This window comes from Cryomorphaceae bacterium 1068 (assembly GCA_027214385.1).
In the GTDB taxonomy this organism is placed as follows: Bacteria; Bacteroidota; Bacteroidia; order Flavobacteriales_D; family Cryomorphaceae; genus JAKVAV01.
In genome coordinates this window covers 285,825-310,343 of the sequence record JAPVXR010000001.1, presented here as the reverse complement: position 1 = coordinate 310,343, position 24,519 = coordinate 285,825, and the positions used below count along the sequence as shown (strand labels likewise).

Sequence of the window (24,519 nt, the reverse complement as noted above, 5' to 3'; positions counted from 1 at the left end):
TGGAAAACTTAGAGACTAAATTTAGAGTGAGACGATGAAAGAATGATAAGGAGGTAGTCCCTAAGTGTCTTTTCCAAGTAACTCAAATATAGCAGATTCTTTTTGCTTTTGCAATTCAATCGACGAAAAAAATAATTCACAGAGCTATTGAGGTACCACATCAATCTGTTTTACATTGATTTATAAAACACTTAAAAACACCCTTAGAACAATTTATGTCCTCAATTGGGCAATAAAAACAATATTGGCAACGATCTCTCACATTAAAAGGTTTGTTGCTTTTTTCTATATTCGGGGCCCATACTCTGTAAGTTACTTTTAATGAATAGGATCTCCTGCCTCTTTGCTGTTTTCTTCCTCACTTTCAATGCTTTCGGACAAGCTCCCATCACTCTGGAGGATATTTGGAAATCAAGAGAATTCAGCCCTAGATATGTTTCGGGGCTTAGAAGTACCGACGATGGATTGCACTACACCCGTTTAGTGAGCGATGAAGGGCGGCAAGTAGTAAAGTATTCATATGATACGGGTGAAGCAATTGACACCTTGGTATCATCTACCAATCTCCTTTACCAAGGCAAACCTGTCCAATTCTCATCATACAGTTTCAACAATGACGAGAGCAAATTACTTCTGGCTACTGACGAGGAGCGCATCTATCGCCATTCCACTCGGGCAAATTTCTTCATCTATACCATCGAATCAAAAGAGCTACAGCCCATTACTGATTTCGAAAAAGGTAAGCAGCAACTTGCTTCCCTCTCCCCTACTGAAAACAAAGTGGCCTTCGTCCGAGACAATAATCTCTTCATTTACAATCTTGAATCAGGAGAAGAAACTCAGGTCACTGAAGATGGTGAAGAAGATGAAATTATCAACGGAGCCGTAGATTGGGTTTACGAAGAAGAATTTAGTTTCCACCGTGGTTTTTATTGGTCGCCAAATGGTGAGCAAATCGCATACTATCGATTTGACGAATCTGAAGTTCCCGAATTCGAGATGGCGATCTACTCAGGTTTATATCCTGAAGAGTTTGAATTCAAATATCCTAAAGCGGGTGAAAAAAATTCGGAGGTGCGCATTTTCGTATACTCACTTAAAGATGGAGAGTTAAAAGAAATTGACATCAATGCCAATGCTGAACAATACATTCCCAGAATAAAATGGACAGAGAATGACAATAGGTTGGCCATTATGCGAATGAATCGCCATCAAAGTGAATTGGATTTCTTGATCGCTAAAACCGATGCGAACTCAAACAGCCTCATACCGACGGAGTCGTTTTACCATGAGGAAAGCAAGACCTACGTAGAAATCAATGACAACCTCATTTTTACTGAGGATGGAGATTATTTCTTTTGGAATAGCGAGAAAGATGGTTACAACCACATCTATCTCTACACCACGGATGGAAAAGAAGTTGCCCAATTGACCAAGGGCCCATGGGAAGTAGTTGAATTTTATGGTGTAGACCAACGCAACGGAAAAATCTTCTTTTCGGCTGCTGTAGAAGGGCCGCTTCAAAGAGCAGTGTTCAGCGCTGACTTCAAGAAACCGATCAAAACGTACAAGAAATCAAATAAAGCAGTAGTTCCCGAAAAGGACAACAGAAAGCAACTCAATGAGCTCACAGACAATGCCAATATGAACGACGCGGCTTTTTCTACTAGCTTCGATTACTTTATCAATTACGAATCAGGAGCTGAATTGCCTTATCAAATCGCTCTCTTCACAGACGAGGGAAAGCACGTCAGAGATTTGGAAATGAATGATGAGCTGAAAGCGAAATTGGCCGAAAGAAAACTGAGTCCAAAGGAATTTGACACTTTCGAAAATGAAAGTGGTGAGGCACTCAACTATTGGATGATCAAGCCTCCAAATTTTGATGAGGCCAAAGAATATCCGGTTATGTTTATGGTGTATGGTGGCCCTGGCCGAAACACGGTTGAGAAAGCCTGGGGTGGCAGCAACTATTTTTGGCACCAAATGCTTGCACAACAAGGTATAGTAGTGATTTCAGTCGATCCTCGTGGCACTATGTATCGCGGTAGAGATTTCAAGCATAGCACTTACATGGAGTTGGGTAAGCTAGAGACGGAGGATATGATATCGGCCGCGAAACACTTTGGTTCGAAAGGTTATATAGATGCTGATCGAATTGGTATGATGGGGTGGAGCTACGGAGGTTATATGAGCTCTTTAGCGATAACCAAAGGCCACGAGTATTTCAAATTGGCCATAGCAGTGGCACCTGTAACCAACTGGCGATTTTACGACACGGTTTACACCGAAAGATTTATGCGCACACCACAGGAAAATCCGTCTGGCTATGACGATAACTCTCCGATTAACTTCGTAGACTTGCTCGAAGGAGATTATCTGCTAATTCACGGATCTGCTGACGATAACGTGCACATGCAAAATACCATGGAAATGGTTGAAGCAATGGTACAAGCCGATAAGCAATTCGACTTATTTATTTACCCCGATAAAAACCACAGTATCTACGGCGGAAATACCCGCTACCACCTATACACCAAAATGACAAATTTCATTTTGGATAACCTGTAAGCAGCAAATGGATAACACAGTAATCAAACGCGAAGAGCTTTGGGGACACCCAAAAGGACTTTACATTCTCTTCTTCACTGAACTTTGGGAACGCTTTTCGTACTACGGAATGCGCGCTATTTTAGTGCTTTACTTAATTTCTACGGTAAGCGGTGACAATCCCGGATACGGATGGGACGAAGGCGATGCATTGGTACTTTATGGATGGTATACAATGCTGGTATATGTGATGTCCATTCCAGGTGGTTGGGTTGCTGACCGTTTTTGGGGACAAAAGAAAACCGTACTGATCGGAGGGCTCTTACTCTGCGCGGGGCATGGAATTCTTGCCGTCGATCACATCTATGCGTTCTATGCAGGACTTGCTCTCATTGTACTGGGAGTCGGTGGCTTGAAGCCAAATATCTCTACTATGGTTGGTGGTCTCTACCCTCCGGGAGATGAGCGAAGAGATAAAGGCTTTACTATTTTCTATATTGGAATTAACATCGGTGCTTTTCTATCGGCTTTAGTTGTTGGTTATATCGGTGAAAATCACGGATGGCACTATGGATTTGGTCTGGCAGGAATCGGTATGCTCCTTGGCCAAGCAGTGTTTATGTGGGGCCAAAAATTCCTGACTGGTGTTGGTGAATCCACCACAGCGCTATCCCCCGCAGAGCTTGAGGCCAGAAATAAACCGTTGAATAGCGTTGAAAGAGATAGAATGAAGGTAATGTTCATCTCGTTCCTGCTGATCATCGTATTTTGGGGTTCGTTTGAGCAAGCCGGTGGCTTAATGAATATCTATACAAAGCAAAAAACAGATCTCTTCATCGGGTTCCTTGATTTCACGGTCCCGGCATCTTGGTTTCAATCAGTTAATGCTTTCTTTATCATCACACTGGGTGTTCCTATTGCTTCCTTTTGGATTTGGTGGCAACACAAAGGAAAAGAGGCTTCGTCCCTATTCAAAATGGGTATTGGAGTAATCATTATGGGTTGGGGATTCCTATTCATGTCCGCGGCATCATTGCAGTTTGAAGCAGAGGGTTCCTCAGCTATGTACTGGCTCGTGCTAGCATACCTATTCCACACAGTCGGAGAACTATGTGCATCTCCTGTAGCGCTATCATTTATTACAAAGCTGGCTCCACTAAAATATGCCTCCTTTATGATGGGTGCTTACTTTGCAGCAACCGGATTAGGAAATAAGGTGGCCGGAATGCTCGGAGAGTGGTCTCAATCTGCAGGAGAGCTTGAGATATTCACCGGAATCGCCATTTTCTGCACCATAATCGGATTATTAGTAATCGCTTTGCTAAAACCTTTAAAACGACTGACGCATGGAGCAGAAAAAGGTAAAGCACATGATCCCCTGGAACAAGAACCCTTCGAGCTAGCTGACGAAAGAATAAACTAAAATCAACCTACCATGGACTTAACGCTGAAAATACTGATTGTAGGATGGGTATTTGTGCTCCTTTGGGTGCCATTCATTATTCTTACCAATAGGAAAACTCACCCTGCCGCTCTCTTCGTTTTATTCGGTGCAGAAATGTGGGAGCGCTTCTCCTATTATGGTATGCGAGCGCTTCTGACACTTTACATGGCAAAGGTCTTGTTCATTGATATGGGGCAGCAGCTAGCCGATGCAAAAGCATTAGCGATTTATGGATCATACACCTCCATGGTTTACCTTTTTCCCGTTATAGGAGGTTTGGTGGCCGACAGAATTTTCGGTTTTCGAAAAACGATTCTTTTTGGTGGGCTCCTGATGATGCTTGGACACTTCACTCTTGCGTTAGAAGACAGCATCCTTCCGGGTAGCTTAGCAGTATTCTTCTTAGCCTTATCCCTGATCATAGTGGGTAACGCTTATTTCAAGCCAAACATATCGAGTTTCCTCGGAGAATTTTACACCAAGGATGACCCTCGTAAAGACGGAGCTTTCACCATATTCTACATGGGTGTAAACATTGGTGCCTTTCTTTCTACCCTTACTTGTGGCTATGTTGGTGAGCAAATCAATTGGCACTATGGCTTCGGTCTTGCAGGTATCGGGATGGGAATTGGTTTGATCACATTCATGATCTTAGGACCAAAGCTTTTTGGTGGCAAGGGCCTCAAACCTGATGCTGAAGGAGTCATCAAGAAAATCGCCAGCCTGCCTGCCATTCCTTTTGTCTACATCGCCTCGGTAGTATTTGTACCCGTCTGTGCTTTGTTACTCAACTACGGAAACATTATGGCTACAGCTCTGATTGTGATCTCTCTGGGTATATTGGCTTATTTGGTTTGGTATGGATTTCAGGCTATAGCCAAAGATAAAGTAAACGGTGGTGATGAAGGCAAGAAAGAAGGTCAACGAATTTGGGTAGTTGCCGTGCTTTTCGTCTTTCACGCAGTCTTTTGGGCGCTGTTTGAACAAGCGGGTGGCTCGCTAACTCTATTTACTGACCGTAACGTAGATCGGGTTATTTTCGGAAATGAGATACCGGCTTCGATCTTTCAAAGTTTGAATCCGCTATACATCATGTTGCTGGCCCCCGTGTTTTCATGGATGTGGCTTAAACTAAATAAAAAGGACAGAGAGCCCAGTACTCCGATGAAGTTCGTGCTGGGCTTAACTCAGTTGGGCCTTGGTTTTGGAATAGTCGTATTGGGAGCGATGTTCTTTGGAACCAATGGAATGATTCCGGTAGTCTTCATTTTCTTCATGTACCTACTACACACAACAGGAGAATTAAGTCTCTCACCTGTTGGACTTTCTATGATTACCAAATTGTCTCCGGGAAAAATCGTAGGATTCGTAATGGGCGCTTGGTTTTTATCGATTGCTTTGGCTAACAAAGTTGCTGGTGAAATTGGTAAATTAACGGCAAGCGAAGATATTCCTGCAGACGCTTCAGCTACCGATACTCTTGCCATATACCTCTCCACTTATTTAAATTGGGGGGTCTATGTGGTCCTGGGAGCGGCTCTGATCCTATTGCTTCTCGTTCCTAAACTGCGCACATGGATGCACGGAATTCATTAAGGCATTATATTTGATGCTCCATGCATCAATTCTTTAAAGAAATTATCAATGAGAAAATTATTGCTCTTCGCATTCCTGACGCTTGCTACCTCTTGGTTAGTTGCGCAAGAAGACAAACCCCAGATAGATTGGATCACTTGGCAGGAAGCCGAAAAACGCATGGCTGATGAGCCCAGAAAGGTATTGGTTGACGTTTACACCAAATGGTGTGGCCCTTGTAAAATGATGAATAAAACTACTTTTCAAGATCCTATTGTAGTTGAATACATCAATAAAAATTACTACGCTATAAAATTTGATGCCGAAGGCCCTGAAACAGTAGAATTCAAAGGTTCAGTTTTTAAAAACGAGGGGTACGACCCCAACAAAACAGGTAGAAACAGCACCCATGATCTTACTCGTGCTATTGCTCCTGTCAACGGAAGAATTGCCTACCCAACAATCGTTTATATGAATGAGGATTTCCAAATCGTAACTCCTGTTCAGGGTTTTCAAAAAACTCCTCAAATTATGCCTATTCTTTCGTTCATAGTAGAAGAGGCTTACAAAACTCAAACCTTTCAAGAATACACTTCCTCAAATTAAGATAAGGCCCGGGCTAGACTTGTTTGAATTTTTAAACGAATAAGTGTAACTGTGAGAACAATAGCTTCGTTACCGCTGTTTTCACGTATATTTGAGAACCATTTCCTAAACTATAAAAGACATCTATAAAATGAGTGATACCGCGAAAATCATCGTTGATGGTAAAACGTATGAACTACCTCTGGTTCGAGGAACTGAAAATGAGGTAGCAATTGATATTTCCAAACTCCGAGCACAATCAGGGATCATTACCATAGATCCGGGATTTAAAAATACAGGGTCGACACAATCTGCGATCACCTATTTGGATGGAGAAAAAGGAGAATTACGTTACCGCGGATATCCTATAGAACAGCTTGCCGAAAACTCTGATTTTCTCGAAGTAGCTTATTTGCTATTGCGCGGCGAACTGCCGACAGCCGAGCAAAAAAACGAGTTCATTGAAGAAGTAACGCATCACACCCTCATACCTGAGGACATGAAGCATTTCTATGAAGCATTTCCCAGCCATTCTCATCCGATGGGAATATTGTCTTCTATGGTCTCTTCACTAAGCACCTTCTATCCTGATTCTCAGAACCCGAATCGCTCTAAAGAGGATATTGATTTGACCATTATTCGACTGATAGCCAAGCTACCTACACTAGCGGCATTGGCTTATAAGTCGAACATGAATCTACCATACATCTATCCCGACAATAGTTTAGACTACACTCAGAACTTCCTCCACATGATGTTCGCCGTTCCATCGGAAAAATATGAGATGGATCCCGTAGTAGTAGATGCTATGAATAAACTTTTGATCTTACATGCTGATCACGAGCAGAACTGCAGCGCCAGTACCGTGAGAATTGTTGGTTCTTCTCAAGCTAGTTTATACTCATCTATTTCAGCGGGTGTTTCTGCGCTATGGGGGCCACTTCACGGCGGTGCTAACCAAGCAGTTATTGAAATGCTGGAGATGATCATGAAAGACGGAGGAGACGTTACTAAATGGATCAATAGAGCCAAAGACAAAGACGACGACTTCAGATTGATGGGTTTCGGGCATCGTGTCTACAAAAACTTTGACCCGAGGGCTAAGATTATCAAAAAAGCCGCTGACGATGTATTAGCGAAGCTAGGCGTTAACGATAAAGCCCTTGAAATAGCTAAGCATTTGGAAGAAGTAGCCCTAAAAGACGAATATTTCGTGAAAAGAGGTCTGTATCCTAATGTAGATTTTTACTCAGGGATTATTTACAGAGCGATTGGAATTCCTACTGATATGTTTACCGTTTTATTCGCTATTGGACGTCTTCCCGGTTGGATCGCGCAATGGAGAGAAATGGTAGAGAATAAAGAACCTATCGGAAGACCGAGACAAGTTTATGTAGGCGCTACAAAAAGAGACTACGTTCCAATCGATAAAAGATAAAATAGTAAAACAACGGATTATAAAACCACTGAGAAATCAGTGGTTTTTCTTTTTGTGGTTTTGTTGTCCAATCGGCGAGGTCAAAGTATATTTGAGGAACACCTAGCAATACTAGTCAACATGAAAAAGATACTCGTACCAACAGACTTTTCCGAAGGAGCATTTAACGCGCTGATTCACGCGATTCACGCCGCCGACATATTAAATAATTCTCTGGAGATCATTCACGCATATAGTATGCCTGCTACAGGATCAAATGTAATGGTGGATATCACCGATGTTCTGAAAAAGAACGCTGAAGAAGAAATGGAGATTTTACAGAAACGAGTTGAGGACTTGGAAATCGCCAAAAATGTTGAAATCAACTTCGACACGGCTTATGGATCAGTAGTAGATGTGATTAATCGAAGAGCTAGCGAAGACAATGTAAGTGTAGTTTTGATGGGAACGCAGGGCGCTAGCGGTATCACGGAAAAGTGGCTGGGAAGCAATACTGCAGCAGCAGCAAGAAATGTCAATGTGCCCCTCCTCGCCATCCCTGCCGAACGACCTTATAAGGAAATGGAGCGAATTCTTTTTTCAACCGATATGAAGGTAATGGAGGATGCAGGGTGCATGGAATTTGTTGCGAAACTTGCTAAGATGACCAAATCTGAAGTGAAGTTCCTTCACGTCAGAAAGGCTGAAGAGCAAGTTGACGAAGAAGGGTATAAAAAGCAAGTGGAAGCATATTTTGACGATGTCAATCCGACTTTTTCTTTCGTTTACAATGAAAATATAGAGGCGGGAATTGAAGAGACGATAAAAAAAGAGGATCCTTCTTTATTGGTCGTTGTTCGTCATGATTACGGTTTCTTTCAAAGCATTTGGCACAGTTCGGTAAGCAGGCATATCATCAATAATGCTTCTCTACCCATTCTGGTTCTAAACGACTAAAAACTCGGAAACACATATTGACCAAAATAAAGAAAGGAGCCTGGCTGGGCTCCTTTCTTCGGTTAAACATTAAACAAACTAAACATTTAGGCTTTTGAATTTTGACCCGCGCTTTTCGCAACAGAGGTGATTCAAAATTCAATTACAATAATACTCAAATTCAACCTAAAGGTAAAGTGATATTGGTCACATTATTGGACAAAAACAGGAGTCCTGAAAAGGAAAAGCTGTGACCACAAAAAAGATTGCGACACCTCCCGCAAGACTTCTAGGATGCTGAAGTATCTGAGGTTGAAAAAGTTTCGGGTATGAAAAAGCCGCACTCTCGTGCGGCTTTTTTAATTTTTGGGTGGAAGATGGGATTTGAACCCACGACCTCCTGAACCACAATCAGGCGTTCTAACCAACTGAACTACAACCACCGTGTGTAATAGGGCGCAAAAATAACTAATTTCCGCTCTTGAGAAAAACTTAAGATCATTTTATTCTAAGGAAATCCCAACCCTCCGATAGTTCTAACCTCAGAAAGAAGTATTTTCTCCTTAGCCATGAGTTCGTAGTACTTAACCCTTGATTCAATCAACTTCGTTTCCCGCGCATTGATCAAAAACAGGCTACTCTCCCCTATTCGGAAAAGCTCTCGCTCTCCATTCAAGAGAACTTGAAACAACTCAACATTCTGCTCGAAGATATTTATCTGTTCACGCAAGTTTTCAAGTTTCACCAAGGTGGAGGCCAGTTTGGCATCGAGTTGAGCACGCTTGTTCTCTACTTCACGCTCAACCATATCAATTTTCACTTTGGTCATTCCCAACTTTCCCCTTGCTTCTCTTACGAAAATGGGGAATGATACTTTAGCACCAAAATTGTAATTCTCTTGAAAGAACGCATTGTTCTGAAAAAACTCATTTGGTGGCGCTGGAAGTACATTCTCCGTTAGGAAATTATACTTTAATTCGATCTTGGGAAGGATGTATTGAGAAGCGAGCCTTCGGTCTATATCCAGCGTTTGTCCTTTAAACAAAAGTTTAAGTAACTCGGGGTGAGTGATATCAATTGAAATAGGGACAAAAATTCCGTCAGAGGATAAATCTCCGGCCCAAATAGGCCTTACAAACGGGGGTAACGAAACAGGATTTCCATCATCGCTCCAAATATATGCTGAAGCCAAGTTGATGGATTCAATGTAATAATTCTGTGACTCTCGTAAATTGAACAATCGAGTCAATACTTGAGTGTAAGCTTCGACAGTATCTATAGCAGGCACATCTCCCAAGAAGTAGCTCTCCTTCACGCCAAGGTATCTGACGTTTGCCAGTTCAAGGGCCTCTTCAGCAACCGTTAGCGATCGACTCGCAAACGACCAGTTAAAATAAGCAGAGGTGGCCTCAAAATAAAGCTGATTGGATATAATCTGCCTTTGGTTTTCTCCTGCCTCCAGGCCTATTTGCGCTTGACGCAAGGCGGCTCTCCTGTCATCCATCAACAAACCCGCACCCAATTGAGCCGAGATTCCCGCATTGATCAAACCACTTTGTGGCACAGTGGCTTCAGGATTCAAGAATGCACCTTGATTATCTTCATACCCTGCCTGTAATGATATACCCATCCAAGTGGGAATTTCGATTCCAGCTTGGAGGGCATCGTAATATTCGGTGTCCTTGAAGTCTTTGGTACGGTAATTTCCGTAAAGCAATGGATCAAATCCTCCTCTGGACATGCGCAACTCCCCGCGCGCCAATTCCACTTCTAGATCGGCGATCTCTGCCACGGGGTGATTTATTCGCACCCAATAGATGAACTCCTCGTAATCGAGAATAGAGTCTGTAAGCATAGCCAGCATTGTATCAGGCGGCTGAACGTACTCGTAGTCGTCCATCTGGACCATCAAACTATCGGGTACAGGATTCTGGCTGCGAGCCATAAGTCCACAAAACAATAAGAAAAAGAAAACTACTCTCCCCATTGCTCTTTTTTTGCTTTTGCTTTCGGATCCTCCCCATTCATGTTCATGTAATAGTCAGGAGGGAAACCGTTGAGTTGTCGCCATAGTTCGTACCAAAGTGGAACATCTTTAAAAAGTAATATACCATCTGCACCTGTTCCAACACGCAAATCCTCAGGCCAAGGAACTTCTTCCTCATCGGGAGTTACTAGAATTCGGTACTTACCATTGGGTGATATAAAGTTGTCAATGGCAAGAATTTCACCCCCGAAAGTTCCGTTGCTAAGCTGAGGCCATCCTGAAAAAACAATGGCGGGCCATCCGTCAAACATCAATCTCACATCATTTCCTATATGTAAAAGCGGAAAGTCAACCGGATCGATGTACATCGCCACGGCAAAATCATAAGTAGCGGGCATAATGCTCACTATTTCTGCTCCTTCTTTAATGGTCTCTCCTATCCCTTGTGAAATGGTCTTGGTTACATAACCCGACTGCGGGGCAGTAATAAAGTAGTTGCTCTGCCTTACCTCATAATTGGAAAGCTGGTTTTCCATTTTTGCCACCTCCGCTTGTGTATCATAAAAGGTAGATAGAGCCGAATTTCGATCTGACTTCGCTTTGCTTAGCTTTTCGGCATAATCATTATCAATCGCATCTACTTCAATCTCCGCATTGATCAGCTCATTCCTGGAGGAGAGCAGTTTATTCTCTGCACTGATATTTTTGGCTTGGGCTTCCTGTACCTTCAGGCGCCGGCTCTCCAAATCAGTTAAAGACTTCAACCCCTGCTCAAACAGCTCCTCCATCCGATCAAGTCGTTGCTTGGCAATTTTATAATCGAGTTGAGCTGCCTGATAATCAATACTATCCGAAGTCACCTTTAAATCGGCCTGAATCAACTTATTTCTGGCTTGTGCAAGCTTATTGACTCTAGCTTTCGTTAGTGCACTAATTTGATCAGAAAGGGCTTCCGCTTTTTCAGCATAGTTGACAGCGGCACTTTGCTTGCTGCTAATTTGAGTTTCTGTTCGCTCAAGGAGGCGAGGATCGAAATAGCTATCCTTTACCTCAGAAATACGAACGATGGTATCGCCGGGGTTCACGAAGGTCCCTTCTCGCACGTACCATTTTTCGATTCTTCCGGGTATTACGTTTTGAACCGTTTGAGGTCGTTGCTCAGGATATAACGTAGTCAGACTTCCGGGAGCTCGAACGTTCTGTGTCCAAGGCAGAAAGAGAAAAACGATTAGACCCAAGGTGACATAGAGAAATATCCTCAGCTTTTTTATCGGCTTATCCCTGTCAGCAACAGCCATCAAGCTTGAGAAACCATCTCTATATTTTGACTCGTCAATTCTATTCTCTGATAAATTCAGCATAGCCAGAGTTTTTAAATTCATCAAATTTTCCTTCGAAGCTAATTGCTCCTTTATCCAAAAACATCATCCGATCTGCTTTTTGAATAAACTCACTTTCGTCGCTCACCGCGAAAAGAGTCCACGGCTTTGATAGCAAATAGTCATAGAATTTTTTACGTTCCGCATTTGTCATAAAGTCTGTTTCCATTTCCATCAGCAAAAGCTTGGGCTGCGATACCATACTTCTGGCTAAAATGATCTTTTTACTCAGAGACCTCGGAATTTTAACACCCTCAGGAAAGAGCAGTGTATTGAGACCTTCCTCCAACATATTGAGGCTATCGATCGCACTGACAGCTTCGAGTGCTTCCATCACCATGTCATCTGAAACGCCTGATTTACCAAGCGTTATGTTCTCACGTACTGATCCTTTGAAAATGGTTTCTTGCCAAATATTATCACCTATTTGCAACCTCAAATCATCGTGACATAAAGCAGAGAGAGGAACACCATTATATGTAATTCGTCCTTGGTAATCTTCATAGATACCCGTGAGTAGCTGAAGTAGTGTGGTCTTCCCTGAGCCGGCTTTCCCAGCCAACACCAACTTTTCTCCTTGTTTAATTTCAAACGAGACTTTATCAATAACTGAGCGTTCGGTTCCGGGATAATGAAATTGAAGACTCTCCACATTTACCGCAAAAGCCTCACAATTTGTCAAGTTAGAGGGGTTCTTCACTTTGTCTTCTTCCAACGGCATATCAGTAAGTGCACCTAGTTTTTCGACGGAAGTCAATACGTCATAAACAGACTCTAGGCCAACGATAAGCTTCTCGATCGAGTTCATAATCAAAATGATAATGATCTCTGCTGCTACAAACTGACCAAGGCTGATTTGGTTATCTATGAGAAGTATACTTCCCATAATTAAGAGTGCACCAGTGGTAATCACCTTAAAGGCGATCATCGTTTTGTACTGAGTTATTAAGATGCCAAAGTGCTTTCTTCGAAAGTATAGATAACCCATAATTAGCTTATCCACTTTTAGTAAGGGTAAATCCGTTATCCCCGCCAACTTAAAGGTGCCCATAGTTCTGGCCACTTCTTCGAGCCAGTGTGCCACTTCATACTTATGTGATGACTCTTTCAAAGAGGTGATCACACCTTGAGGGCCTGTGTAACGGAAAAGTAGCCAGAGCAGAAAAACAATGATTAACGAAAAGAAAAGGAAAAAAGGGTGATAGACTGAGATCAGAATTAAACCAAATATTACCTGAAGGGTTGCAGTCGGAAAATCAACCAACAACTTGGCCAATCCCTTTTGAAGATTTATCGTATCAAAGAATTGATTCATCATTTCAGGTGCATATCTATTCTGAAATGACTCCACCTTAATTTTAGGAATTCGCACTGCCAGCTCAAAAGAAGATTTGGTGAAAATCCTTTGTTGAAGCCGCTCAGTCAAAGTCATTTGTGCGATCTGTATCAATCCTGAAATCGTAAGACCCAAGACCACAATGACTATAAGGATAACCCAAGAGGAAGTCACTCGACCACCCATGATAAAATTCAGAATTGCCTGAATACCTAAAGGTAAAGTCAGTACAATGATACCATTGACAAGGGCATAAAAAAGGATCAAATAAATGATCTTACGCTCACTGCGTAAAAGCCTCCCCAACCGCTTTACCGGTTTACTATAACTGTATTCTACACCCGCCATTTTTCTATAGAGCTAAAGATGAGATTATTGTAAAACTTAAATCGAGTATTATCATTACCATTCAAATCACATATGGAAGGTAAGTGCTCTGAAAAATAAAGCTGATCCAAATGCGATTCGATGAACAGTGAAGCCAGAGAATGAGCAAATGGGTATTTCGGCGCCAGTTGCAAAATCATCTGAGATATTCTTTCGCATAGATTCTTAAATTGAATAAACAGCCCCTCTTTGTTTTCGTCATCAACTGACTTGGTAAGGTAAGACTTGGCGCCTTCAGCAATGATAACTCTTTGAAGACAATTCAAGTCAAATGGAGCAGTTTTAACTTCATTCAAATCTCTGGTAACGATCTTTATCGCCGTTTCAAGTCGCTTTTTTCCCGAGTCGATGTTAGCCGTTCCAAAGGCCAAGTTGTACTCAAGCCAGCCCCAATACCACGAAACATAATAATGAAGAAGCTTATGCTTGTTCTCAAAATAACGATAAACGGCACTCTCTGTGGTACCTATTTCACTGGCTAACTTCTTAAAAGTGAATTTCTCCAAACCCAAATCATCAATCATAATCAGGCCCTTTTCAAGGATATCTTTGCCCAAATCAGATGAATTAGGATCCTTCAAGAAGATCTTGTCGCTGACGTCTATTCGGACGTTTGTCAAAAAAGAAGGCATAGTGTTTAGTTCTTTTTGCGAATATTACACGCAAATATAATACCATAACTTTCATTTTGTTCAAATCACACACATTTTTGACTCGTCGCCATTTTATAGAAGAATGGTTTGAAGCCGTACTTTTGTTGTATGGTAAATGAGGAAGTGGTATTGAAAGTTGAAGGAATGACATGCTCAAACTGTGCAGCAGGAATTTCCAAGACCTTGAAGAAAGCAGGCTTCGAAGATGCACACGCTAGTTTTAGCGATGGAGAAGTGTCTTTCACTTTAGTCAATGAGCATCCCAGAATCGAGGCGATAAAGAAAATTGAAAGCCTCGGATATTCAGTAGCTAGCGACGATGAGAGTAAAATGAGCAAAGGCTTGAGCAGCATCGAAAAGAAATTCATTTTTTCACTTGCTTTTTCCTTACCGCTCTTTTTACACATGTTTGCGCCTCAAGACTGGTGGATTAATAATCCTATCGTTCAAATTGCCCTTTCTACACCTGTTTTTGTTTTGGGTATAGTCCATTTCGGCAAATCTGCCTGGGGCAGTATCAAGGGCGGTATGGCCAATATGGACGTCCTGATCTTTATTGGATCAAGTGCTGCATATTGCTACAGTCTGGTTGGAACAATTATCAATTGGGGTACGCCTGAAATTCACCAATATATGTTTTTCGAGACAGCCGCGATGATTATTACGCTGGTCCTTTTGGGTAATGTCATTGAGCATCGAGCCGTCAAAAAGACCTCTGAGCAAATAGGTGAGCTAACCAAGCTACAATCAGCCGTAGCGCGCATCGTAATGCGAATTAATGGAAAAGAAAAACTCTTCGAGACAGAGCCGAAAGCTGTAAAAATCGGTGATGAGTTGCAAATAAATCATGGAGATCACGTTCCCGTAGATGGAACTATCCTTTCGGGTAAGATCGAAGTAGATGAATCAGCAATTACCGGTGAAAGCGATGTTATCATCAAGCAAAAAGGAGATTCACTCTTTTCGGGTACTACTATTTTAGAAGGCAATTGTCGAATAGAAGCTACGGCTACTGCTAAGGATTCGACTTTGGAAAAGATCATTTCACTCGTGAAACGAGCTCGACGCGAACAGCCCGACATCCAAATTCTTGGAGATAAAGTCAGTGCTATATTCGTTCCAGCCGTTCTGGGAATAGCCTCTTTGACTTTCCTACTCGCCTATTTCGCTTTTGAAATTGGCTTAACTCAATCGATCATGAACTCCATTGCTGTGCTGGTTATATCATGTCCTTGCGCCATGGGGCTAGCCACTCCCACTGCGGTGGTGGCCGGAATAGGTCGTGCAGCTAAAATGGGTGTTCTCCTCAAAGGAGGAAATACTCTGGAACGATTTGCGAAAGCCGATGTGATCCTATTCGACAAAACAGGAACGCTTACGACAGGAGAATTCTCAGTAGACTTAAAGAATAACGAGATTGGCGAAAGAGCCAAAGGGCTGATCAAGTCATTGGAAAGCCATTCGTCCCACCCCATAGCACGCTCCTTAGTAAGTCAAATGGACGACGTCGAATCTGAGTCAATTAATGACATTCGTGAAATCAAAGGATTTGGAATGGTAGGAAAGACAGCTCAAGGTGAGAAAGTGTTCTTCGGAAAAGATGAGGAAGCCAAAAGCGATCTCGTTTTGCAGTTGAACGGAAAAACCGTTTGCCGCTTAGATATCGAAGACAGCATTAAAGAAGGTGCTAAAGAAATGGTAGCAGTCTTCAAACAAGCAGGTCTTGAAACAAAAATTCTTTCAGGAGATCGAGATAAAAAGGTATCCCAAGTTGCAAAAAAACTGGGTATTGACGAATATCAAGCGGCTATGAAACCAGATGAAAAACTGAAGTACATAGAAGCTCTTTCTGAGAAAAAAATAGTGGTGATGGTAGGTGACGGTATCAACGACGGCCCTGCACTTTCAAGAGCGCAAGTGGGTATTTCTCCGGAAGGTGCCACATCGCTTGCCATTGATTCGGCTAGAGTAGTACTCATGCGTAAAGATGAGATGAAAGCTCTGGTAGATGCCTACAAGATTTCTCAGCATACCTACAAAACGATTAAGCAAAATCTCTTCTGGGCCTTCTTTTACAACGTATTGGCCATACCCATTGCGGCAGTAGGGCTCCTCAATCCGATGGTTGCTGCACTATCCATGGCCTTCTCGGATGTCATAGTCATCGGAAATTCCTTGAGATTGAAAGTGAAGAAAATCGACTAAAGAAGGTCGGAAAGATCAGATATCCCAATTGTGCGATCGGCCACAAAGCCTTCTCCAAACTGAACTCCGATAGAGCGACCGAAATCACGGGCTCGGGACTCCAAGAACTTCATAAAATCCGGAGTCGAAATGGGGGTTACAGGTTCATTGTCTTCTTTCCCAACGTAGAATTGACTGGAAAAGGCCCGAATCGACTCTACCTTTTTCTCCCACTCAGCAGAGATATCCACTACAAAATCGGGATGCATGTAGCGATCTTGGATGTAATGGTAAACCGCTCTTGGACGCCAAGCTTCTTGGGTATTTCCATTTTCATCAAGAGTCGGTATCGCTTTCAATCCGCTTAAGAAGCACGACTTGGCTGCCAATGCAGCACCCATTCCATGGTCTGGATGGCGGTCGGCCAAGGCATTTGCCAAAACAATGTCGGGACGGTATTTCCTGATAAATGGAATGATAGCGAGTTGCTGCTCCTTGACATTGTTCAGAAATCCATCAGGCAGTCCAACGTTCTCGCGAATGGAAATCCCCATAACTTCCGAAGCTGCTTCTGCCTCCTTAGCTCTTAACTCAGCAGTTCCACGCGTGCCCAGCTCTCCTTTGGTGAGATCAAGGATACCAACCTTTTTTCCTTGTTTGATAGACCTGATGATAGTGCCCGAAGCACTCAACTCCACATCATCCGGGTGAGCCGCGATGGCTAGAATGTCCAGTTTCATGACTCAATGAATTTCTTTAACTCGTTGTAGAATAATCTCGTGGGAAAGCCCATGACATTGTAAAACGAACCTTCGATTTTTTCAATCCCCACGTATCCGATCCATTCTTGGATGCCATAAGCACCCGCTTTATCGAAAGGTTTGAATTCACTCACATACCACTCAATGGCTTCATGCTCCACCAGGCCGAAATGCACCTTGGTAGTTTCACTCACCACAACTTGTTTTTCTGACGTAGTAAGACAAACCGCCGTAATGACTTCGTGCGTTCGTCCTGAAAGTTCGGTAATCATAGCTACCGCTTCTTCCACATTTTCGGGCTTATTAAAAACGTGATTGCCCAGCCAAACTACCGTGTCGGAGGTTACCAGAATTTCGTCTTTCGCTAAATCAGATTTAAAGGCATTTGCTTTTTTCTCCGCGAGGAAAAGAGGAATTTCAGCGCCTTGAAGGGCAGGGTCAAAATCTTCATTCACCTCTTTGGTTCTCACTTCAAAGGGAATCCCCATACCTTTCATCAACTCGTGTCGACGGGGTGATTTTGAAGCCAAGATGATTCTATTTTCTTTTAAATCAAGATAATTCACTGGCGTAGTAAATGTAGTAATGAACTATGCTGTAGAGCAATCCGCCAAGCATAGCCAATTTCATGAAATTTCCCGCTCGCACGAATTGCGGTCGCCTTACCGCTCGATGATTTACCCAAAGGCCTGCCAGCAATGGAAGAATAACTGCAGCCATCATGTAAATCAAAGAATAAGGATCGTCAACGACTTTTTGCTGGAGAACCACCAGAGCAATGATAGTAGCTACTATCAAAACAGCGGTCACCTTCTTGGCGTTCTTAATTCCGTAAACCAAAGGCACCGTTCTGGCCCCTATTCTAGCATCTCCTTTTACATCAGCCATATCCTTTTGCAATTCGCGAATGAGATTGAGCGCAAAGGCAAAAGCCGCGTAGCCTAAAATGAAATAGAACAAGAGCTTGAAGTACAATGAAGGGTCTTCGCTAGGTCGCTGAATTCTGAAATACTGTACCACTTCTTCACCGTAGGTTTCTATAAGAAGCGGGATTTCATAAATCCCCACTAGAATGGGTACCAATCCCGCCAGGAGGGCGATCAGCAGGTTTCCGATGATCAAGTCACGCTTAAATTGAACGCTATAGAACCACAATGTCGCTGCAGCGAAAAAGCTTACAATACTAAGCTTCCACATGCCAATGGAGTAAGCGAGATAAACCGCCATTGCCAGGCCAATCAAATTGAAAAACTGATGTACGAACATGGCAACCCTGCGCTTCACATGGACTCCTACAATAATGTCATTGGGTTTATTTACCCTGTCCGTGCGCTGATCAAAATAATCGTTAATGATGTTTCCTGCAGCGGCAATTAGCACTGTGCTCACCACCAAAGTGAGAAACTGCCAGAAAGAAAGCTGTAGTTCGAAGCCATTAACTTCGACGAGAGGCCGAAGGACGAAATACCTCATCAGCACCATGGTGAGTGCGATAATGAAAAGGTTCAGCGGACGCGTGAGGCGCAAAAATTGCAGAAATGCTTGCATGACTTACCATTCAAGGGCATCTTCATCAAACCATTTTCCCTGAATCTTCAAGGTTTGCTCGATGATATCTCTCACACAACCGTGTCCGCCTTTCTTCACCGAAACATAATCGCTGATGCTCTTAATTTCTTCCGATGCGTCTGCCGGACAGATGGCCAAACCAGCCTTCTCCATTACTCGATAATCAGGAATATCATCTCCCATATAAAGTACTTCCTCCGCAGTGATGCCCTGCTTTTCGACAAAGGTATCAAAGACTTCCTCTTTATTTCGGCTTTGAAGAAAAATGTGTTTTACTCCCAAGCTATGCAGCCCATCCCTGACTGCCAAGGAATTTCCACCGGTAATGATGGCAATGCGCAACCCCTTTTTAACTGCAAATTGAATGGCATAGCTGTCCTTGGAATTCATCCTCCTTACGAATTGCCCATCGGGCATTACCAGTACCATTCCATCAGTAAAAACACCGTCTACATCAAAAATTAGTGTGGTAATCTCGTGAAGACGCTGCTTATAGCTCTTGCTCATGGGTGCGATTGTAAATTTCGTTGGTCAGACGATCGTAAATATTACGGTAGGAATTGCCTTCCCCCAGAAGGGCTCGATGCATTTTAATTGTCTGTTTATCTCCTCTGGCTGCAGGGCCCGTTTGAGAAACTTTTGCCGATTGCATCAGTACCTTGTTGGCTGTTTCCAAAATAAGCGGATGCAATATGCTGCGGTCTATTTCGGCTTTCGCCAAAAGATCTTCCGAAAGCTCAAACATCAGGTTGGCGAAGTTATTTGCAAAAACAGCAGCTAAGTGAAGGCTCTTGCGCTGATCGCTAGACAAAACGTGAATGCGCTGTGAAAGCAACTCAGCTAGTTCTCCTAATCCGTTCAGGTCCTCATCGTTTTCCGCCTCAAGGCAAAAGGGAACATTCTCCCAAACAATATTCTTATCGAGTGAGAAACTTTGCAGGGGATAGAAAACGGCCTTTCTCTTCACACCTTCCAAAGCAGAGAGTGGCACCGCTCCCGAAGTGTGGGCTACAAGTCCTTTGTTTCTAGGGTTCAGTTGACTTGCCACTTCAGAGACAGCATCATCAGAAACGGTCAGCAAAATTAAATCAGCTTGAATGAGATCAGACAAATTGTCTATGATTCTTGAATCTAGTTTTTCTGCCAGTTTCTCAGCTCCAGCTGAATTTCTGCCGTAAACACCTTCTATGTTCACACCCTGGTCATTCAAAGCGGCACCAAGCTGATGGGCCACTCTTCCGTTTCCGATTAATGCGATGGACTCAAACTGACTCATGCTTTTTTACCTTTTTTCGAAAGCCTAATGCGGTGACGAATCGCCATTACTGTTCCTAAAAACATAATGATACAGCCAATCCACAGGATATTGATCATCGGGAATTGGATAGCCTGCATCACGATAAATTCCTTCCTGTTTGCAAAACGTTCGGCCACGAAGAAGGTGTGTTTTCCCGTGACGGGATCAATCTTATCAAAATTCACTCGAACACCTGACTCGTCCTGAATGACCGGATCAGGAACGGGCAAGATGGAATCGCGCAAGATGTAAAGAGGCTCCACTTCAAATACTTCTCCATCCGCAGTTTTTATTCCGATTCGCGCTTTCACAGCCAAGTCATTCGGAGCGATACGGTACTTTTCTCTCTCCTCGTCTTTTACAACCGACAGCTGATTGAGCCGTACGGAGTTGGATCCGACCAAAGCTGTATCGCCTACACCCAATTTCAGCTCGGTGGCTGCGCGGAACCCTGTGGCATCCGTGTCTACTTCCAGTTCGGCCCAGCGTATATGTGTGTATATATCTTTATTCCAGTACCGCTTCGTTGAAGGCTCAGCTACGTTTCCAAATTCGGGGTTCAACTGAATTCTGGGATTCAAATCGAATAGCTTTTTGCCAGGGCGATACTGCGTCCATCGTGGAATGGAATCCAGCATCATTCCTCGCGGATCTTTTACCACTTCCCAATGATCTTTTTGGTCGAGAATGAAGTCAGGCCCGGGAACGTGATTATCCTTAGCTCGCATTACCACTCCGCGAGCTATCACATGATCGCCTTCCTTGTAGGTAATGGGCTTGGCATCGAAATACTCCACTTTGTAGTAAACGTTAAGCCCCTGCTTATCCCGCTCTTTGTAACTCACAAAATAGCCGCCCATCATGATCGTGTCTTGCTTAAATAGCAATACATCCTCATTGTTATTAAAGTCATTGCTGAGCTGCTCTATATCAAAACGCGAGGCATTTTCCGAAATCTTTTCACTGCGCGAGGTGGAAATCAAAGCTCCCAAAAGGACCAATCCAAAACCAATATGCGCAACACTTGCTCCTGACGCGTTGAATTTGCCTTTAAGGATTCGAATGGCGTAATCCAAATTCGCTAAGACGGCAAAAACAGTGGTAAAGAAAAGAATCAATAGAATGAACTCATCGCCATCGTAACTCAACTGAGTGGCTGCCGCCAATGTGATCAGCAGCGATACGGAAAGACTGAGAAGAATCTTCTTGCCAAACTGCTTGAAATTGCTCTTTCCGTATCGTAAAAATTGAGTGAATGCAATGAGGAATGTGACCACAAAAGCAAATGGAATCTGCCACTTATTGAAGTGATTGATTCGATCACTATTAGGAGCTAGTTTCCCTTCGGCGAGCGATTTCAGTCCTTCGATTTTCGTAACAGAGTAAATATCCATGAGCGGCCCTGCAAAAGGCTCGGCGAGAATATTCCAAATTGGCTTCGACGTTTCCAAAGCAATCTGTGCTGCCGAAAGCAAAAGCACCATCGATCCGATGAAAATCCAAAATTCCCGACTCCATAGTGGCTCTTCTTTTTCCGGTTTGACAAAGAACTTTTTGTAGGCGAGAATGGGCATGATTACCGACATGATCAAGAAAGCAACGATGGCCGCAACTTTCAATTCCAAGGCCCAACCAGCAATGATGAGAACGACTATTCCCGCGAGGTAGACAAGTCGTAGACGAGTCTCAAATAACATAAGCGTTGCAGACAATGCAACCAGAAACAGTAGAATAAATAAGTGCTGTTTCATCAATCCATCGTCGGTAAAAGAGTGTACAGACGTATCTCCAAGAACTCCTGAATGCACCAAAAAGGAGGCGTACATCACCAAAATGGCAGTGATCAATGTGAGAAAAAGCGCGGTGTATTGCGAACGATTCTTTCTTTGGTTGACCACCATTACGTGAGCAGCTCCAACCAAGGTAAGCCAAGGAATTAAGGAGGCATTTTCAACAGGATCCCAGGCCCAGAATCCACCAAAGCTCAATGCTTCGTATGCCCAAGCTCCACCCATGAGAATTCCGATTCCCAAAACGGACACACTGAAAAAGGCCCATGGAATAGCTGGTCTAATCCATTCCTTCAACTTGCCCGAAGCCAATCCGGCAATGGCGAAGGCGAAAGGAAACAAAGTAGATGCATAACCCAAGAAAAGTGTAGGTGGATGGATGGTCATCCAGTAATTCTGCAAAAGCGGGTTCATCCCGCGTCCATCACTGAAGCTGGGGATACGCTCGAGGTAGTTGGACATTTGTGTCCAAGGCAGGCCTACATTCTCGGGCAATTCGCGAATGAGGTCAAATGGACTGTTTCCCAATTTAAAGTCAAGGACATAGACACCCAGAATCATGCTACCGATGAGCATCTGAAAAATAGAGACCATCATCATGGTCAGATTTTCAAATTTTTTGGCAGTCAGCAACAAGATGTTTCCCAGCACCACATTCCAGAAGCTCCACAGAATAAAGCTACCTTCTTGTCCTTCCCAAAAACCAGAGAATATATACCGCAACGGCATGTCGCGATTGGCGTGTTTCCATACGTAATCGTACTCAAAGTACTTATTGAAGAGCATGATAAACAGCGTGACAGCCGTAGCAATCAATGCCACCGAATGCAGCCTGAATGCAGCCCTTCCCATTCGACGATAAGCGTCATTTTCCGAACGACTGGCAATGAAATAAGAGATGGCCGCAAGAAATGCTGCCGCAAATGAAGTGGACACAAATACTTCTCCGAGCCTTCCGATTAAGGTGTGCTCTCCCAGGTATTCTATCATCGTCTATTTAGTCTTTGGAAGCGGTTTCCTCCAATTCGAATTTTCCTTCTTCTTTGTACTTCGAAGGGCATTTCATGAGCATTTCCGTAGCGTGAAATTCATCACCATTGGCCTTACCAATGAGCACTACACTCTCTGAGCGCTCAAAATCCTGGGGCTTTGATTTATTCAAAACTACTTTTCTTCGCTCACCTTGCTTATCCACCATCGTGAATTTGGTGATATTGGGATTGACCTCCGGGTTGTAAGCAATCTCAGCCGAACGATCCAATTCACCTACCACGTGATACTCCTTTTGAGGATTCTCAAAGGCTTCGCTAAAATCAGCGTAAGAACTCGAATCATTCACCGAGCCAATCATAAAAGCAATGGCTACTGCGATAAAGACGATCGCTATGATGTGTGTCTTTTTCATTTCAATTTGTTTTTATCACTCTTCTCCAACTTCTTCAACTTCCTATCTATCGAAATAAGGTAGACTACGATGAGTATAAATACGACACTCACCACTGCTACTACCACGTTTATTTTTCCACTTGAAAACATTGTATTTTCCAACCAGTCAGTGCCCGTCTGGGCTATCGCAGTTGCGGAAAATAAACCTGTCAATAAGACAAGAAAAAGGGATATATGTTTACTCTTCATTTCCTAATAATTCACGAAACCGCAATTTCGTCATTCGGTACCTCACATCGAAAATCCAAACAGCCATCCCGATCCATCCGATCACGGCCGGATAGAAAACCAAGCGGAGATTGTCATCAAGATCGTATTGGCTGAAAGCCGGATTTCCTCCTACGCCGGGATGGAGTGAATCGGTCATTCGCGGAAGCACCATGACGAAAAGGATCATCATTGTAAAGGCAAAAATATTGTAAACCGCTCCGAGTCGAGCCGATTTTTCTTTGTCGTTGATCGACGACTTGAGTACAAAGTAGGCCAGGTAAACCAGCACACCGAGAGCCGCCCCGTTTAGTCGCGGATCGCTCACCCACCAAGCTCCCCATGTAAATCGCGCCCAGATACTTCCCGTTGCCAATCCGATAAAGGCAAAGAGCAACCCCACGTGAGCAGCTGTTTCAGCCTTGTTATCAAAGTCCATTTTGGAGGAATTCAAAAAGCGAATGCTGTAAATCAGCGAAAGCAACATCACGAAAATCATGGCAAACCAACTCGGTACGTGAACAAGGAGGTTTCTGATCGTTTCATTCAGTATGGGCTGATTGGGAAAATCGTAAGCTGCGGCTTCTGTAACGGTAATTTCCTTTAGGCAATCTTCGGTCTTGTCAGGATTGAGTCCCACTTCCATTCCGCTCTGCAGCAGAGCCATAGGCAAGTGAAGTGTTCCATCTACATCGTTATTGACGTAAAGATCGAAGAATGCACCGTCGATAACTTCCGTTACGCTAAAGCTGGCCCGCATGGTGTTTTCATCCACAACAGCCATTTCGTAGGGACAAAAAATGGCATCACCGTTTTTCAGCCAAACTTGCAGCGATGATGAAGCTTCTTCGAAATGCGTGTTGTACCCCGTAATGGTAACAGAGGTAGCACCATAATCAAGCTTGTCAGGACTGACCGCGGGAATCCCTGGAGATAAAGGTGCTTTAAGTCCGACTATAAGTGTTGTGAGTACGGTAAGTGCTGAGAGCCACTTCCACCAAGCAATTGACATAAAT

The 24,519-nt window shown here is 43.3% G+C and carries 20 protein-coding genes and 1 tRNA gene; 7 read left to right on the top strand and 14 right to left on the bottom strand.

Going from position 1 to position 24,519, the window contains the following annotated elements:
* Positions 1-321: 321 nt before the first annotated feature.
* The 6 genes from O3Q51_01310 (at position 322) to O3Q51_01285 (ending at position 8,528) form a co-directional block, all read left to right on the top strand.
* Positions 322-2,571, top strand: coding sequence for a DPP IV N-terminal domain-containing protein (locus tag O3Q51_01310; GenBank protein ID MCZ4407428.1), 2,250 nt, complete (start codon positions 322-324; stop codon positions 2,569-2,571).
* 7 nt (positions 2,572-2,578) lie between these two features.
* Complete coding sequence (locus O3Q51_01305) at positions 2,579-3,973, top strand: peptide MFS transporter (protein MCZ4407427.1); 1,395 nt, start codon at positions 2,579-2,581, stop codon at positions 3,971-3,973.
* A 12-nt stretch (positions 3,974-3,985) separates the two neighbouring features.
* Positions 3,986-5,590, top strand: a complete 1,605-nt coding sequence (locus O3Q51_01300; protein MCZ4407426.1) for a peptide MFS transporter — start codon at positions 3,986-3,988, stop codon at positions 5,588-5,590.
* A gap of 48 nt (positions 5,591-5,638) precedes the next feature.
* Positions 5,639-6,175: a DUF255 domain-containing protein gene (locus tag O3Q51_01295; GenBank protein MCZ4407425.1), complete on the top strand. Its 537-nt coding sequence runs from the start codon at positions 5,639-5,641 to the stop codon at positions 6,173-6,175.
* A 130-nt stretch (positions 6,176-6,305) separates the two neighbouring features.
* The gene (locus O3Q51_01290; GenBank protein ID MCZ4407424.1) at positions 6,306-7,592 is read left to right on the top strand and encodes a citrate synthase; all 1,287 of its coding nucleotides are present in this window, start codon (positions 6,306-6,308) and stop codon (positions 7,590-7,592) included.
* Between the two features lie 120 nt (positions 7,593-7,712).
* Entirely contained in the window at positions 7,713-8,528 is an 816-nt protein-coding gene (locus O3Q51_01285) for a universal stress protein (protein ID MCZ4407423.1), read from the top strand.
* Between the two features lie 347 nt (positions 8,529-8,875).
* On the opposite strand, the gene O3Q51_01280 is transcribed toward O3Q51_01285, so the two are convergent.
* The 5 genes from O3Q51_01280 to O3Q51_01260 all read right to left on the bottom strand — a co-directional run bounded on the left by O3Q51_01280 (position 8,876) and on the right by O3Q51_01260 (position 14,228).
* Positions 8,876-8,951 (bottom strand) — tRNA-His (locus O3Q51_01280).
* A gap of 64 nt (positions 8,952-9,015) precedes the next feature.
* The gene (locus tag O3Q51_01275) at positions 9,016-10,494 is read right to left on the bottom strand and encodes a TolC family protein (GenBank protein ID MCZ4407422.1); all 1,479 of its coding nucleotides are present in this window, start codon (positions 10,492-10,494) and stop codon (positions 9,016-9,018) included.
* Positions 10,482-11,855 carry a biotin/lipoyl-binding protein gene (locus O3Q51_01270; GenBank protein ID MCZ4407421.1) on the bottom strand — a complete coding sequence of 458 codons (1,374 nt, stop codon included), beginning with the start codon at positions 11,853-11,855 and terminating at the stop codon, positions 10,482-10,484. The genes O3Q51_01275 and O3Q51_01270 overlap by 13 nt, the downstream gene beginning before the upstream one ends.
* Positions 11,833-13,557 carry an ATP-binding cassette domain-containing protein gene (locus O3Q51_01265; protein ID MCZ4407420.1) on the bottom strand — a complete coding sequence of 575 codons (1,725 nt, stop codon included), beginning with the start codon at positions 13,555-13,557 and terminating at the stop codon, positions 11,833-11,835. Before O3Q51_01265 ends, O3Q51_01270 begins: the two co-directional genes overlap by 23 nt.
* Positions 13,545-14,228 (bottom strand): TetR/AcrR family transcriptional regulator, encoded by a 684-nt coding sequence (locus tag O3Q51_01260; protein ID MCZ4407419.1) that lies wholly within the window; start codon positions 14,226-14,228, stop codon positions 13,545-13,547. The genes O3Q51_01265 and O3Q51_01260 overlap by 13 nt, the downstream gene beginning before the upstream one ends.
* Positions 14,229-14,357: 129 nt before the next feature.
* On the opposite strand from O3Q51_01260, the gene O3Q51_01255 reads away from it, so the two are divergent.
* A complete protein-coding gene (locus O3Q51_01255) occupies positions 14,358-16,454 on the top strand; it encodes a cation-translocating P-type ATPase (GenBank protein MCZ4407418.1) in 2,097 nt (698 codons plus the stop codon).
* On the opposite strand, the gene bshB1 is transcribed toward O3Q51_01255, so the two are convergent.
* The 9 genes from bshB1 to O3Q51_01210 are packed head-to-tail and all read right to left on the bottom strand — an operon-like array spanning position 16,451 to position 24,515.
* Complete coding sequence (bshB1, locus tag O3Q51_01250) at positions 16,451-17,173, bottom strand: bacillithiol biosynthesis deacetylase BshB1 (GenBank protein MCZ4407417.1); 723 nt, start codon at positions 17,171-17,173, stop codon at positions 16,451-16,453. The genes O3Q51_01255 and bshB1 overlap by 4 nt on opposite strands.
* A complete protein-coding gene (locus O3Q51_01245; protein ID MCZ4407416.1) occupies positions 17,170-17,724 on the bottom strand; it encodes a Maf family nucleotide pyrophosphatase in 555 nt (184 codons plus the stop codon). The genes bshB1 and O3Q51_01245 overlap by 4 nt, the downstream gene beginning before the upstream one ends.
* 22 nt (positions 17,725-17,746) lie before the next feature.
* On the bottom strand, positions 17,747-18,742 hold the full coding sequence (locus O3Q51_01240; GenBank protein MCZ4407415.1) for a geranylgeranylglycerol-phosphate geranylgeranyltransferase: 996 nt from the start codon (positions 18,740-18,742) through the stop codon (positions 17,747-17,749).
* Positions 18,743-18,745: 3 nt separating this feature from the next.
* Positions 18,746-19,270, bottom strand: a complete 525-nt coding sequence (locus O3Q51_01235) for an HAD hydrolase family protein (protein ID MCZ4407414.1) — start codon at positions 19,268-19,270, stop codon at positions 18,746-18,748.
* On the bottom strand, positions 19,254-20,039 hold the full coding sequence (locus tag O3Q51_01230) for a DUF2520 domain-containing protein (protein ID MCZ4407413.1): 786 nt from the start codon (positions 20,037-20,039) through the stop codon (positions 19,254-19,256). The genes O3Q51_01235 and O3Q51_01230 overlap by 17 nt, the downstream gene beginning before the upstream one ends.
* Positions 20,036-22,840, bottom strand: a complete 2,805-nt coding sequence (ccsA, locus tag O3Q51_01225; protein ID MCZ4407412.1) for a cytochrome c biogenesis protein CcsA — start codon at positions 22,838-22,840, stop codon at positions 20,036-20,038. The genes O3Q51_01230 and ccsA overlap by 4 nt, the downstream gene beginning before the upstream one ends.
* Before the next feature lie 7 nt (positions 22,841-22,847).
* Entirely contained in the window at positions 22,848-23,255 is a 408-nt protein-coding gene (locus O3Q51_01220) for a cytochrome c maturation protein CcmE (GenBank protein MCZ4407411.1), read from the bottom strand.
* Complete coding sequence (locus O3Q51_01215; GenBank protein MCZ4407410.1) at positions 23,252-23,485, bottom strand: CcmD family protein; 234 nt, start codon at positions 23,483-23,485, stop codon at positions 23,252-23,254. Before O3Q51_01215 ends, O3Q51_01220 begins: the two co-directional genes overlap by 4 nt.
* Positions 23,475-24,515, bottom strand: coding sequence for a cytochrome c biogenesis protein (locus tag O3Q51_01210; GenBank protein ID MCZ4407409.1), 1,041 nt, complete (start codon positions 24,513-24,515; stop codon positions 23,475-23,477). The genes O3Q51_01215 and O3Q51_01210 overlap by 11 nt, the downstream gene beginning before the upstream one ends.
* Positions 24,516-24,519: the final 4 nt, after the last annotated feature.

Bases quoted from the DNA above. Each gene is read 5' to 3' on its own strand.
- O3Q51_01310 (MCZ4407428.1), top strand. From the start codon at position 322: ATGAATAGGATCTCCTGCCTCTTTGCTGTTTTCTTCCTCACTTTCAAT.
- O3Q51_01305 (MCZ4407427.1), top strand. From the start codon at position 2,579: ATGGATAACACAGTAATCAAACGCGAAGAGCTTTGGGGACACCCAAAA.
- O3Q51_01300 (MCZ4407426.1), top strand. From the start codon at position 3,986: ATGGACTTAACGCTGAAAATACTGATTGTAGGATGGGTATTTGTGCTC.
- O3Q51_01295 (MCZ4407425.1), top strand. From the start codon at position 5,639: ATGAGAAAATTATTGCTCTTCGCATTCCTGACGCTTGCTACCTCTTGG.
- O3Q51_01290 (MCZ4407424.1), top strand. From the start codon at position 6,306: ATGAGTGATACCGCGAAAATCATCGTTGATGGTAAAACGTATGAACTA.
- O3Q51_01285 (MCZ4407423.1), top strand. From the start codon at position 7,713: ATGAAAAAGATACTCGTACCAACAGACTTTTCCGAAGGAGCATTTAAC.
- O3Q51_01275 (MCZ4407422.1), bottom strand. From the start codon at position 10,494: ATGGGGAGAGTAGTTTTCTTTTTCTTATTGTTTTGTGGACTTATGGCT.
- O3Q51_01270 (MCZ4407421.1), bottom strand. From the start codon at position 11,855: ATGCTGAATTTATCAGAGAATAGAATTGACGAGTCAAAATATAGAGAT.
- O3Q51_01265 (MCZ4407420.1), bottom strand. From the start codon at position 13,557: ATGGCGGGTGTAGAATACAGTTATAGTAAACCGGTAAAGCGGTTGGGG.
- O3Q51_01260 (MCZ4407419.1), bottom strand. From the start codon at position 14,228: ATGCCTTCTTTTTTGACAAACGTCCGAATAGACGTCAGCGACAAGATC.
- O3Q51_01255 (MCZ4407418.1), top strand. From the start codon at position 14,358: ATGGTAAATGAGGAAGTGGTATTGAAAGTTGAAGGAATGACATGCTCA.
- bshB1 (MCZ4407417.1), bottom strand. From the start codon at position 17,173: ATGAAACTGGACATTCTAGCCATCGCGGCTCACCCGGATGATGTGGAG.
- O3Q51_01240 (MCZ4407415.1), bottom strand. From the start codon at position 18,742: ATGCAAGCATTTCTGCAATTTTTGCGCCTCACGCGTCCGCTGAACCTT.
- O3Q51_01235 (MCZ4407414.1), bottom strand. From the start codon at position 19,270: ATGAGCAAGAGCTATAAGCAGCGTCTTCACGAGATTACCACACTAATT.
- O3Q51_01230 (MCZ4407413.1), bottom strand. From the start codon at position 20,039: ATGAGTCAGTTTGAGTCCATCGCATTAATCGGAAACGGAAGAGTGGCC.
- ccsA (MCZ4407412.1), bottom strand. From the start codon at position 22,840: ATGATAGAATACCTGGGAGAGCACACCTTAATCGGAAGGCTCGGAGAA.
- O3Q51_01220 (MCZ4407411.1), bottom strand. From the start codon at position 23,255: ATGAAAAAGACACACATCATAGCGATCGTCTTTATCGCAGTAGCCATT.
- O3Q51_01215 (MCZ4407410.1), bottom strand. From the start codon at position 23,485: ATGAAGAGTAAACATATATCCCTTTTTCTTGTCTTATTGACAGGTTTA.
- O3Q51_01210 (MCZ4407409.1), bottom strand. From the start codon at position 24,515: ATGTCAATTGCTTGGTGGAAGTGGCTCTCAGCACTTACCGTACTCACA.